The 12,321-nt window shown below is 61.3% G+C and carries 11 protein-coding genes; 8 read left to right on the top strand and 3 right to left on the bottom strand.

The annotated features are described in order from the left end of the window. Positions 1-48 precede the first annotated feature (48 nt). The 3 genes from GTQ41_RS02675 to GTQ41_RS02665 are packed head-to-tail and all read left to right on the top strand — an operon-like array spanning position 49 to position 1,903. Complete coding sequence (locus tag GTQ41_RS02675) at positions 49-456, top strand: TIR domain-containing protein (RefSeq protein ID WP_047290973.1); 408 nt, start codon at positions 49-51, stop codon at positions 454-456. Positions 457-458: 2 nt separating this feature from the next. After that, the gene (locus GTQ41_RS02670; RefSeq protein ID WP_217325415.1) at positions 459-1,418 is read left to right on the top strand and encodes a caspase family protein; all 960 of its coding nucleotides are present in this window, start codon (positions 459-461) and stop codon (positions 1,416-1,418) included. Continuing rightward, complete coding sequence (locus tag GTQ41_RS02665; RefSeq protein WP_047290971.1) at positions 1,418-1,903, top strand: toll/interleukin-1 receptor domain-containing protein; 486 nt, start codon at positions 1,418-1,420, stop codon at positions 1,901-1,903. Before GTQ41_RS02670 ends, GTQ41_RS02665 begins: the two co-directional genes overlap by 1 nt. A gap of 52 nt (positions 1,904-1,955) precedes the next feature. On the opposite strand, the gene motB is transcribed toward GTQ41_RS02665, so the two are convergent. Further along, positions 1,956-3,032, bottom strand: coding sequence for a flagellar motor protein MotB (motB, locus tag GTQ41_RS02660; protein ID WP_047290970.1), 1,077 nt, complete (start codon positions 3,030-3,032; stop codon positions 1,956-1,958). Positions 3,033-3,035: 3 nt separating this feature from the next. Next, a complete protein-coding gene (gene motA, locus GTQ41_RS02655) occupies positions 3,036-3,887 on the bottom strand; it encodes a flagellar motor stator protein MotA (protein ID WP_007952169.1) in 852 nt (283 codons plus the stop codon). 166 nt (positions 3,888-4,053) lie between these two features. Between motA and GTQ41_RS02650 the strand changes: the two genes are divergently transcribed. From GTQ41_RS02650 to GTQ41_RS02635, 4 genes are all read left to right on the top strand, one after another. Further along, complete coding sequence (locus GTQ41_RS02650; protein ID WP_047290969.1) at positions 4,054-5,592, top strand: HDOD domain-containing protein; 1,539 nt, start codon at positions 4,054-4,056, stop codon at positions 5,590-5,592. 42 nt (positions 5,593-5,634) lie between these two features. Next, positions 5,635-6,468 (top strand): thiosulfate sulfurtransferase, encoded by an 834-nt coding sequence (gene rhdA / locus GTQ41_RS02645; RefSeq protein ID WP_047290968.1) that lies wholly within the window; start codon positions 5,635-5,637, stop codon positions 6,466-6,468. Next, complete coding sequence (gene asd / locus GTQ41_RS02640) at positions 6,468-7,328, top strand: archaetidylserine decarboxylase (RefSeq protein WP_047290967.1); 861 nt, start codon at positions 6,468-6,470, stop codon at positions 7,326-7,328. Before rhdA ends, asd begins: the two co-directional genes overlap by 1 nt. Positions 7,329-7,471: 143 nt before the next feature. After that, positions 7,472-9,226: a hypothetical protein gene (locus GTQ41_RS02635; RefSeq protein ID WP_047290966.1), complete on the top strand. Its 1,755-nt coding sequence runs from the start codon at positions 7,472-7,474 to the stop codon at positions 9,224-9,226. A gap of 90 nt (positions 9,227-9,316) precedes the next feature. On the opposite strand, the gene serB is transcribed toward GTQ41_RS02635, so the two are convergent. Then, a complete protein-coding gene (gene serB, locus GTQ41_RS02630) occupies positions 9,317-10,531 on the bottom strand; it encodes a phosphoserine phosphatase SerB (RefSeq protein ID WP_007967407.1) in 1,215 nt (404 codons plus the stop codon). Positions 10,532-10,665: 134 nt separating this feature from the next. On the opposite strand from serB, the gene GTQ41_RS02625 reads away from it, so the two are divergent. Further along, positions 10,666-12,180, top strand: coding sequence for an AhpA/YtjB family protein (locus GTQ41_RS02625; protein WP_047290965.1), 1,515 nt, complete (start codon positions 10,666-10,668; stop codon positions 12,178-12,180). Positions 12,181-12,321 lie beyond the last annotated feature (141 nt).

Below are 12,321 nucleotides of genomic sequence, written 5' to 3'. Positions count from 1 at the left end.
CCTAGATTGGGGTCCTCCTTCGCACCTTCGCGACCTTCGAGGAACCCCATGCAGACCTACCATTTGTTCATCAGCCATTCGTGGAACTACGCCCACGCCCACGACAATCTGGTACGCCTGCTCGGCGCCAGACCGGATTTCAGTTTCAAGAATTTTTCCGTGCCGCCGCACAACCCGGTCATGGGCGCGCAGACCGACAGGCAGCTCGAAGAGGCCATCGAAAACAAGATTCGCCCGTGCTCGGTGGTGCTGATCATGGCCGGGATGTATTCGACCTACAGCAAGTGGATCAACAAGGAAATCGAGATCGCCAAGCGCATGGGCAAAGTGATCATCGCGATCAAACCGTTCGGTGCCGACCGCATTTCCACGGTGGTGCGTAATGCGGCGCACGCCGAGTGCGCGTGGAATACCAATAGCATCATCGGTGCGATCCGCCAGCACACGGCGGTGTAACCATGCGCAAGGGACTGTTTATCGGCATTAACGACTACACCCATGTTTCGCGACTGAGCGGTTGCAGCAATGACGCCATGGCCATGGCTTCGGTGCTGAAGACCGACGCCAACGGCGATCCGAATTTCAAGAACGTGGTGCTGACGTCCGCAGAGGACTACCTGAGCCGGGAAAAACTTGAAGACCAGATTCGCGAACTGTTTTCCGGCGACTGCAACGTCGCCCTGCTGTATTTCGCCGGCCACGGCAGCTTCGATGTCGACACCGATGAAGGCATGCTGATCCCGCAGGACTATCGCACGGCCAAGGACGGCATCCGCATCAGCGACGTTCTCAACTGGGCCACCAAAGCCACGCGCATCAAAAACAAAGTGATCATCCTCGATTGCTGCCAAGGCGGCTCGGCCGGTGAGGTCCGAGCCTTGCGCAGTGAAAGCAGCGTGGTCGGTGAAGGCATGACCATTCTCACCGCCTGCAAAAAGGAGGAGCCGGCCATGGAGGGTACGCAACATGGCGTCTTCACCGCTTTGTTGTTGCAGGCCCTGCACGGTGGGGCGGCGAACATTCTCGGCAAAATTACCCCCGGCAGCCTGTATTCCTTCGTCGACAACGCGCTCGACGCCTGGGAACAGCGTCCGGTATTCAAGACCAACGTTTCGCAGTTCATTTCCTTGCGCGAGGTCTCGCCGCTGATCCCCAAAGAGATCCTGCGCAAGTTGCCGGAATGGTTTGCCGAAGCCGAGTCGATGTTCGCCCTCGATCCCAGCTACGAACCTACCGAAACGACATTCGACCCGGAGCACGGTGAGGTCTTCGCGCAACTGCAAAAGTGCAACCGCCACAGCCTGATCGAACCGGTGGAAGCCGAGCACATGTATTACGCCGCCATTCACTCCACGGGCTGCCGCCTCACCGCACTCGGCGCCTATTACCGCGAACTCACCATAAAAGGACATTTCTGATGCCGGTTTTCATCAGCTACCGCCACATGGATCGCCCGCAGGCCATGGCTATCAACAGCCGACTGATACAGGCCAACATCAAGACTTACCTTGATGTGCTCGACCCGGAGTCGCAGACCACCGACGACATCACCGGCGTGATCACCCGCAACATCACCGAATGCACGCACCTGCTGGCGGTGGTTTCGGAGCAGACTGCGCTGTCGTGGTGGGTGCCGTTCGAAATCGGCGAAGCGACCATCAGCAACCGGCGGATCTGCTCGTTCCGCACCGGGCAAGCGCAGTTGCCGGAGTATCTGGACAAGTGGCCGAAGCTGAGTACGGCCAATGATCTGAATTTCTTCATTGATGCCTATCGTGAAGAGGTGTCGAGCAAGCGCTCGATGACGCTGGATTCGAGCAACGAATCCTTCAGTGGTACCTATAAGCGCAACGCCGATCTGTTCCATGAACAACTGAAAAACCGGATTCGACGCGGCTTTTGAAGCCGATCAACAGCCACAAAAAAGCCGACATCACTGTCGGCTTTTTTGTCGGTCACTGCTTCGGCGCGGGGGCCGGTGCAGCGGCTGGCGGAGCAGACGGCGCTGGCGCCGCAGTCCCCGGCGCGGCCGGTTTCGGTGCGGCGTCGTCGAACAGGTTCAAGCGTTCGCGCAACTCGTGGGCCGGTACCGGTTGCTGGTCTGCCGGCAACGCGTTCGGATCGACCGGCGTCGCCGGAGCGGCGCCGTTCTGACCTTCGGCAGCAGGTTTGGCCGCATCGGCCCCCTGCGAGCCTTCGATGGCCGCTTGCGCCTTTTTGGTCAGGACCACGATGTCAATGCGGCGGTTGACCGGGTTGAACGGGTTTTCCTTGTCGAACAGCGCCGACGAGGCATAACCCACGACCCGCGCCACCTGCGAATCCGGATAACTGCCGGCCACCAGTGCACGCCGCGCGGCGTTGGCACGATTCGCCGAGAGCTCCCAGTTACCGAAATCGCCGGTGCCGGTGTACGGCTTGGCATCCGTGTGACCGCTGATACTGATCTTGTTCGGCACCGCTTTGATGGTGTCGGCCATGGCCAGCAGGATGTCTTCGAAGTACGGCTTCAGACGTGCCGAGCCCGAGTCGAACATCGGCCGGTTTTCGGCGTCCATGATCTGGATGCGCAGGCCGTTCGGGGTGATCTCGAACAGGATCTGATCCTTGAACTTCTGCAGCTGCGGGTTCTCGTCGACCTTGTTCTGCAGTTCTTGCAGCAACAGCTCCAGGCGTTCTTTCTCGACCTGTTCGGCCATGCCTTCGACCTGCTCGGTGTCGACCGTGACCTTGTCCGGTTGCGGCTGCGATTTCACTTCAGGGTTGAGGGTGTTTTCCGGCGCCAGGGTCGGTGTGCCGCCCAGATCGATGATGTACGGCGTGCCGCTTTCGGAGAAGCCGACCGGGTCCTTGAAGTAACCGGCGATGGCGATCTTCTGCTCCGGTGTTGCGGTGGACAGCAACCACAACACCAGGAAGAACGCCATCATCGCCGTGGCGAAGTCGGCGAAGGCGATCTTCCACGCCCCGCCGTGATGCCCACCGGCTATGCGCTTGACGCGCTTGATGATTATCGGCTGATTATTTTCCATGGCTTAGCGACCGCGAACGGCTTGTTCCAGCTCGGCGAAGCTTGGACGGTGCGCCGGGTACAGCACCTTGCGCCCGAACTCCACCGCCAGCGATGGCGGCATGCCGGAAGCCGACGCCACCAGCGAGGCCTTGATGGCTTCATAGACGTTCAGTTCTTCCTTGGCATCGTGGGCCAGGGAATGCGCCAACGGGCCGAAGAAACCGTAGGCCGCGAGAATACCGAAGAAGGTACCGACCAGTGCCGCACCGACGTGCAGACCGATGGATTTCTGATCGCCTTCACCCAGAGATGCCATGGTCACCACAATACCCAGTACCGCCGCGACGATACCGAAACCGGGCATGGCGTCGGCGATGCCGTTCACCGCATGGGACGGGTGCTCAAGGTCTTCCTTGAGGCTGTAGAGCTCCATGTCGAACAGGCCTTCCAGCTCATGCGGAGCCATGTTGCCGGAGGACATGATGCGCAGGTAATCGCAGATGAACGCGGTCATGCGCTCGTCTTTGAGCACGGCCGGGTACTTGGCGAAGATCGGGCTCGCGGCAGCGTCTTCGATGTCGCCTTCGATGGCCATCATGCCTTCGCGGCGGCTCTTGTTGAGAATCTCGTAGATCAGGCCCAGCACTTCCAGATAGAACGTGTGGCTGAAACGCGAACTGAACATGCTCAGGGATTTCTTGAGCACGTGCATCGTCATGTAACCGGGGTTGGCCTGCAGGAATGCACCGAGGGCCGCACCACCGATGATCATCACCTCGAAGGGCTGGATCAGGGCGGCAATTTTGCCGTGGGAGAGCACGTATCCGCCGAGCACGCTCGCGAATACGACGATGATGCCGATAATTTTAGCCATAGGTAGAAAGTACTTGTTTAAGTCGGGTTCAAGGTCATATTCGGAAGTTAAAAAATCTCTTCTTCTACTTATCGGCAAAACTGCGCCAGACTATAGCCAGTTCAGGCGAAAAGCCAATTTAGCCCATGCCGGGCGCGTCTACAGTCAGTGAAGATCCCGTCCAGACATGGCTAATGAAACGAACGTCCCACCCGTAAAACCGACCACCCTCGAAGGCTGGGTCAAGCTGCTCGACAGCGTCCGGCTGCCCGTGCCGCAAGAGGCTCACGACAAGGTGTGCCGCGCGATCCGTGACAACCGCAGTTCGCTGCGCGACATCGCCGACCTGATGCAGGACAGCCCGGCACTGGCCTTGAGCATCATCCGTGAGGCGAATCGTCACACCCACGGCACCCTGGCCGCACCGGCGGAAAATCTCGAGGTGGCGATCAACCGTCTGGGCCTGGCGCGTACCGAAGAATTGCTCGCGCGCCTGCCGGTCGAACCGCAGCTGCAGATCCCCAAGGCCCTGCGCCAACTGCAAATGATCAGCCAGCACGCCACACAACAGGCCAACGGTTTTTTCGCCAGTCGCCTCGCGCGCCTGTGGCAGGACATTCATTGGGGCAGCCTGTTGTTTCTGTCGCCGTTATGGCCGCTGGCGCTGACGTTTCCCGAGTTGCTCGAAGAGTGGGAACTGCGGGTGATCCACAAGGGCGAATCGGCGCTGGTGGTCGAGAAGCAACTGTTTGGCGTACGCCTGCTGAAGATCGCCGAGGCACTGGTACAGGTCTGGCACCTGCCGATCTGGGTGCAGCAAGGCTATAAACTGCTGCTCAGCGAACAGCGCGAACTGGTGAAAGTGCTGCGTATCGCCCGCGACAGCGAGCATCCGCTGCGCCAGCAGAATCGCCTCGATGACGATCCGACTTTGCGCCGCTGGCTCAATCAACCGGCCAACACCGTATTGCTGGCCAACGGTCTGGCGCTGTCGGCGCAACAGGCCTGGGACAGTCCGCACAGCGAGCGCTGGCAGTACCTGACCAGCCTTTATCTGCAAATCTCGATGGATGAAGTGCAGCAGCAGTTGCACCAGCAAGCCGCCAACAGTGCGCGCCAGCATGCCATGCCCGATCTGTGGCACCCGGCCGTTTCATTATTGTGGCCGTGGGGTACCCATCGCTTGCCGGCCGGGATGCTGCCAGCGGCCGCGCCGAGTGCCGAGGACCTGACGCAGTGGCGCCGACAATGCGCCGAACTGCTGGCCGAGCCGAGCCGCTTCACCAATGCCATGAGCCTGACCGTCGCCGCGCGCGATGCGCTGGTCGCCAGCGGCATGCGTCGGGTGATGATTCTGATGGCCGACCGCACGCAGTCCAATCTGCGCGTACACCAGACCTTCGGTTTGCCGAAGGAAGCCGCCGCGCTGAATTTTGTCGTCAGTCAGAGCAAAGTCCTGCAACGGTTACTCGCGCAGCAGGCACAAGTGCGGATCAACCCCGAGAACAACGCACAGTTTTCCGCATTGTTGCCGCCGGGCCTGCGTTCGCTGTTCCGTGGCGAGCACCTGTTCCTGCGCTCACTGGTCAATAACGGCCGGGTGATCATGATCGTCGTGGCCGATCAGGGCGGCGGGCCGTTCGCCGACATCACCGTGCAGGCATTCGGCAAAACCGCACAATGCATCGAGAAAGCCCTGCACAGCTTTAGCAGCCGTGGCCGATGAGGCTGCGCTACAATCCCCCCCTTTGTGCTCTGGAGACCTCACATGTCTGACTTCTCTGGCTTGCCGCTCGTCATCGAGCCGAGCGACCTGCTCCCGCGTCTCGATTCCCCTGAACTGATTCTGGTGGATCTGACCAGCCCTGCCCGTTATGCCGAAGGTCATCTTCCCGGCGCACGCTTTGTCGACCCGAAACGCACCCAGCTCGGCCAGCCGCCGGCGCCGGGGCTGCTGCCGGCCAAAGCCGATCTGGAGGCGTTGTTCGGTGAGCTGGGGCATCGCCAGGATGCGGTCTACGTGGTCTACGACGACGAGGGCGGCGGTTGGGCCGGGCGTTTCATCTGGCTGCTCGACGTGATCGGTCATGACAAGTACCACTATGTCGACGGCGGTCTGCCGGCGTGGCTGGAAGCGGGCATGCCGATGTCGATCCAGGTGCCGCCTGCGGTGGGCGGCCCGGTGGCGCTGACCCTGCACGAAGGGCCGACCGCCACCCGCGAATACCTGCAAAGCCGTCTCGGCGCCGCCGATCTGGCGATCTGGGATGCCCGTGGGCCGCTGGAATATTCCGGCGAGAAGGTGCTGGCCGCCAAGGGCGGACATATCCCCGGCGCGGTGAACTTCGAGTGGACCGCCGGCATGGACAAGGCGCGTCAACTGCGGATCCGCACGGACATGCCGCAGATCCTCGAAGACCTCGGGATCACCAAGGACAAAGAAATCATTACCCACTGCCAGACCCATCACCGGTCGGGCTTCACTTATCTGGTGGCCAAGTCCCTCGGTTATCCGCGGGTCAAGGGCTACGCCGGTTCCTGGGGCGAATGGGGCAACCACCCTGATACGCCTGTCGAGATTCAAGGTTCTAAGGACAACTAATGAAAGAGCGTCTGTTTATCCTCAGCCAGTACCTGCTGCCTCATCACCTGCTGTCGCGTCTGGCCGGCTGCATTGCCGAGTGCCGCGTGCGCTGGTTCAAGAATGCCTTCACCCAGTGGTTCGCCAAGCGTTATCAGGTGGACATGTCGCAAGCGCTGGTCGAAGACCTGACCGCCTACGAGCACTTCAACGCGTTCTTCACCCGTGCCCTGAAAGACGGCGCGCGTCCACTGGATCAGACCCCGGGCGCGATCCTCAGCCCGGCCGACGGCGCGGTCAGCCAGCTCGGCCCGATCGAACACGGTCGTGTGTTCCAGGCCAAGGGCCACAGTTTCAGCGTGCTGGAGTTGCTCGGCGGTGATGCGGCGAATGCCGCACCGTTCATGGGCGGCGACTTCGCCACCATTTACCTGTCGCCGAAGGATTACCACCGCGTGCACATGCCGCTGGCCGGCACCCTGCGCGAAATGGTCTACATCCCGGGCCGGATTTTCTCGGTCAACCAGACCACCGCAGAAAACGTGCCGGAACTGTTCGCCCGCAACGAACGTGTGGCGTGCATTTTCGACACCGAGCGCGGGCCGATGGCCGTGGTGCTGGTGGGCGCGATGATCGTCGCTTCGATTGAAACCGTCTGGGCCGGTCTGGTGACCCCGCCGAAGCGCGAGCTGAAAACCTTCCGCTACGACGAAGCTGCCCGTGCGCCGATTCATCTGGAAAAAGGTGCAGAACTGGGACGCTTCAAGCTGGGTTCGACCGCGATCGTGCTGTTTGGCCCGGATCAGGTGAAATGGGCTGAAGAGTTGGTCGCCGGTTCGCCAGTACAAATGGGTCAAGGCTTGGCACTGCCAAAAGCCTGAGACATCAGCGCCCCCGCGTAGGAGCTGCCGCAGGCTGCGATCTTTTGACTTTGTTTTTAAAAACCAGGATCAAAAGATCGCAGCTTGCGGCAGCTCCTACCGGTTGAAGGCTGACACGCTCATTTGCTGCTATGGTTTTTGGCATGAGCCAGACCATCTCCCCCCCGCTGCTGAGCGCTCCGATTCCCACGCAGTCGCGCCTGTCGTTCTGCGAAGCCACCCCGCGCGACCTCAAGCGCTGGATCGCCGGCCTGCCCAAGGCCAACATCGGCGAAACCGCCCGCCAGTTGTACCAAGGCCTGGGCGAACTCAATCAATTGCTGACCCCCAGTGACAATCGCCTGCAACTGCTGGAGCTGCTGCGCCCCGAGGTGTATTTCGTCTGTCAGCATCTGGAGCGGCACTTCTTGCATCAGGCGATCATGCTCGATGACCGTTCGCGCAAGATCAGCAACCTGTGTCAGGCACTGCAAAGTCAGTTGGCCATCGGTTACAAACAGATCGTGCTGCGCATCGTGCCCAAGTACCACAAGGATCGTGCGGCGCTGGTCAGTCAGGCCCTGCAACGCGCCGCGCATGCGCTCAAGGGACAACTGCTGCGCGCCGCGCAGCTGTATAGCCCGGCGCCGGAGCAACTTTGGTTCGAGCTGCATCAGTTGTTTCGCTGCGCCTGTGGCTTGCAACTGCAACAGCATCGGGTGCACGACGACCTGGCGAGCCTGACCACCGAGCTGAGCCTGGAGCAGACCTACATCGCCGCGCTGCTGCTGGGCAGCGCTCGTTGCAACCAACTGCGGCAGAACCAGATCGCCCGACTGGCTGAGGTGGTGGAACCGTGGAGCGCACTGCTCAAACTGCATCCCGGCAGCCCGGACGACGGGCTGTTCGCCATCAGCGCCGATCTGGACACCGGCCCGCGCTACCGCAGCATGTTTCGCAAGGAACAACAGGACACACTGCTCGGCGTCAATCCGCAGCCGCTGGTGAATGTCATCGAAGCGCATTTACTGCATCAGGAAACATCGACGCCACTGCCCGTCCCGTCGGGACTGAGCCTCGACACCCTGCAGCATCTGCACGCCAGTTGGGGCCAGACCGCCGAGCGCAGTTTTCAGCGCACCCCCGGCCAGGGCAACCTGACCGTGTGCGTAGGCATGAGCGCCCTGCACTTCTACCTGGGAGGCGAACGCACTTTCAGTGAGTTGCTCAAGCATCCCGGCGCCCGCGCGGCGAACTTCAGCCGCGCGGTGGCCAAGGGCGAAAAGGACAGTTGGAGCCAGGCGTTCGACGCCGCCCCGCAAAGCGGCGCTGATGAATTTCTGCCGTATGAAGAGATTCAGTACGACCATATCGGCGAAGACGAAAGCACAGCCGACCACACGCCGCACTACCCGACTTACACCTTGCCGGTGATCAACCATAGCCCCGGAGGTTATTGCCTGGGCTGGCCGAACGAGGTGCCCGCCGAGTTGCAGGCCGGGGAGATGGTCGGGATTCAGGACAGCTCGAATCAAGGCTGGAGCATTGCGGTAGTGCGCTGGATTCGTCAGGTACGCGGTGGCGGACCGCAAATGGGCCTTGAGCTGGTGGCGCCGCACGCCGAGCCCTGCGGTTTGCAACTGGTGCGTTCGCGGGACGATCACAGCCATTACTTGCGAGGCCTGCTGCTGCCCGAGATCAGTGCCATCGACTTGCCCGCGACCTTGCTGGCCCCGCGCCTGCCGTTTCAGGAAGGCAATAAAGTGCTGATCAACACCCATGGCGAAGAACACCGCGCCGGGCTGGATCGACGGGTGGCGAGTACGCACAGCTTCAATCAGTTTGCCTATCGCTCGCTGGAGGCCGCACGCAATGGCGGGGGCGAGGAGGATTTCGACTCGTTGTGGAAATCGCTTTAAAGCAAAAGATCGCAGCCTGCGGCAACTCCTACAGGAAAACGCGTATTCCAGTGTAGGAGCTGCCGCAGGCTGCGATCTTTTGATCTTTAATTACAACTGCCCGTCGCGATCGCGAAAGCCCAGCAAATACAGCACACCATCCAGCCCAAGGGTGGAAATCGCCTGCTTGGCCGACTGCTTGACCAGCGGTTTGGCGCGGAATGCCACACCCAGACCGGCAATCGCCAGCATCGGCAGGTCATTCGCACCGTCGCCGACGGCGATGGTCTGCTCCAGGCGCAAGCCTTCCTTGTGCGCCAGTTCCTTCAGCAGATCCGCCTTGCGCTGGGCATCGACAATCGGTTCGATCGCCACGCCGGTGCACTTGCCGTCGACCACTTCCAGTTCGTTGGCGAACACGTAGTCGATGCCAAGTTTGGCCTGCAATTGCTTGGCGAAGTACGTGAAGCCGCCGGACAGGATCGCGGTCTTGTAGCCCAGACGCTTGAGTTCGGCGAACAGGGTTTCCGCGCCTTCAGTCAGGCGCAGCGAGGCGCCGATCGAATCCAGTACGCTGACATCCAGGCCTTTGAGCAACGCCAGGCGCTCCTTGAAGCTGGCGCGGAAGTCCAGTTCGCCCGCCATCGCCCGCTCGGTAATGGCCGAGACTTGCTCGCCGACACCGGCGGCCTTGGCCAGTTCGTCGATGACTTCGGCTTCGATCAGGGTCGAGTCCATGTCGAACACCGCCAGACGCCGGTTGCGCCGGAACAGCGAGTCTTCCTGGAAGGCGATGTCGACGTTCAGCTCCTGGGCGACGCTGAGGAATTCGGCACGCAGCGCCTGCGGATCAGCCGCTTCGCCACGCACCGAGAACTCGATGCAGCCCTTGCCCTTGTCCGCCGGAGTGTCCAGCGGCATGCGACCCGACAGACGGTCGATATGGTCGATGTTCAGGCCATATTTGGCGGTGATCGAGCTGACCGCCTGCAATTGGCCGGCGGTCACTTTGCGGGTCAACAGGGTGACGATGTGGCGTTTCTTGCCCTGATTGCCCACCCATTGCTGGTAATCCTCTTCGGAAACCGGGGTGAAACGCACCTGCTGGTCGAGCTCGTAGCCCTTGAACAGGATGTCCTTGAGCACGGCTTTGCCTTGCTCGGAGTCGGGAATCTCGACCAGGATGCCGAACGACAGGGTGTCGTGGATCACCGCCTGACCGATGTCGAGAATGTTCACACCACCTTGTGCCAGAACGCCGGTAATGGCCGCAGTCAGACCCGGACGGTCGACTCCCGTGATGTTAATCAGGACGATTTCGCGCAACGCGCACCCCCGCAACTGGAAAAAAACCGCATTCTACCCACTTTCAGTGACCATCGGGCACCGCGAGCGCTTTGCCGGTCTAGGGCCTGTCGCTATACTGCGCGTCAACTTCACGGACAAAAGAGCCGAGCTCAGTGAACCGGCCCACGCCAGTTAAAACCGATAACTTCTTCCTGCTGATCTTCCGTGCACTGCGTCATCGCCGTGTGCCGATTGCATTGCGCATTGCCAGCCATAACGTGATCCTGGTCGCTCTGGCCCTGGTGATCTATGCCGGGGTGATGGGCTTGCAGTTCAAGCAGGCCATGCACGAGCAGGCCGACGCGCTGGGCGAAAGCCTGACTACGCAGACCGCCACCTCCGCCACTGAACTGTTGGTGTCCAACGACATCCTCAGCCTCAACGTGCTGCTCAACAACCTGACCAAGAACAAGCTGGTGGCCCACGCGGCCATCTATAGCGTGGACAACCGCATCCTCGCCGAATCCGGTCAGCGCCCCAAGCACAGCCTGTTGGGCGAAGCCGAAGGCATGTACGAGAGCAAGATCACCTTCCAGGACGTGACCGCCGGGCAACTGCGCATCAGCCTGGACATGGATCAGTTTCAGCAGCCGATGACCATCAGTCTGCAGAGCATGGGCATTCTCAGTGCGATCCTGTTGGCGCTGTCGCTGGCCCTGAGTCTGCGCATGGGCCGGTATCTGTCGACGCCGCTGCTGCAATTGCGCGTCTGGCTGCGCAACATCGACGAATACACCCCGGGCACCGACCGTCAGGACGAGATCGGCGATCTGGCGCGTCAGCTGCACGCCAACTTCGCCCCAGAGCCTGCGCCCAAACCCGAGCTCGAGCCGGAACCCGAGTTCGAAGAAGAGGATGAGCCAGAGTTCGAAGTGCGCAACCTGCGTGACCCGAGCTTTGACGAAACCCGCCCGATGGCTGCGCAAAAACCTGCACCGCGCCATGTGGTCAGCACCGTTGAGGACGATGAAGACGACGACGCTTTTGCTGACCTGCGCGACGAATCGCTGGATGCAGCGCCGCAGCCGCTCACGCGCAAGGCCACGCCCAGCGTGCCCCAGCACAGCGCGGTACTGGCCGTGCAACTGGGCTCGCAGGAACAACTGCGGCGCCTGCCGCGTGCCCGTCTGGAAGAGTTGCTGGAGCGCTACCGCGATTGCCTCGATCAGGCCGCTTCGCTGTATCAGGGCGAGATCGAAACCCTGAACGACGGCAGCACGCTGATGCTGTTCCACACCGAAGACAGCGGTGACGACTACCTGACCAATGCGATCTGCTGCGGTGAATTGCTGCGGGCGCTGGGCCATCAATTGCAGATCGAAGTCGCCGACAGCGGTATCACCCTGCAATTGCAGTTGGGCCTGACCCTGGGTGACGACCTGTTCGGTTTGAGCCAGATCGACTTGCTGCTGACCGACTCGGCCCAGGATGCCCTGGCCCTGTCGCAGCACAGCCGCAACCTGCTGCTGGTCGAGCGCAAGATCGGTGACGACGGGCTGATTCGCCAGCGTGCGCGGATCCGTCCGATCGCCAGCCCTGAGGGGGCTTGCTGTGTGGAGCGCTTGATGGAGCCTTATCCGTCGATGCTCGAGCGGCAACTGGCGCGGATGCATGAGCGCCGGGCGTAAGCTTCAGGCCTGATGCACAGAAGCCCGCAGACAAGTGATTGTCTGCGGGCTTTTTTGTGGCCTGTACCGGCCCTTTCGCGAGCAAGCTCGCTCCCACAGTGGACGGTGGCTGCCACAGACCTTGTGAACACCTTCAAGACC

It is taken from the genome of Pseudomonas sp. AN-B15 (assembly GCF_019056475.1).
Classification (GTDB): domain Bacteria; phylum Pseudomonadota; class Gammaproteobacteria; order Pseudomonadales; family Pseudomonadaceae; genus Aquipseudomonas; species Aquipseudomonas parakoreensis.
This window is presented reverse-complemented; position numbering and strand designations above follow the sequence as displayed.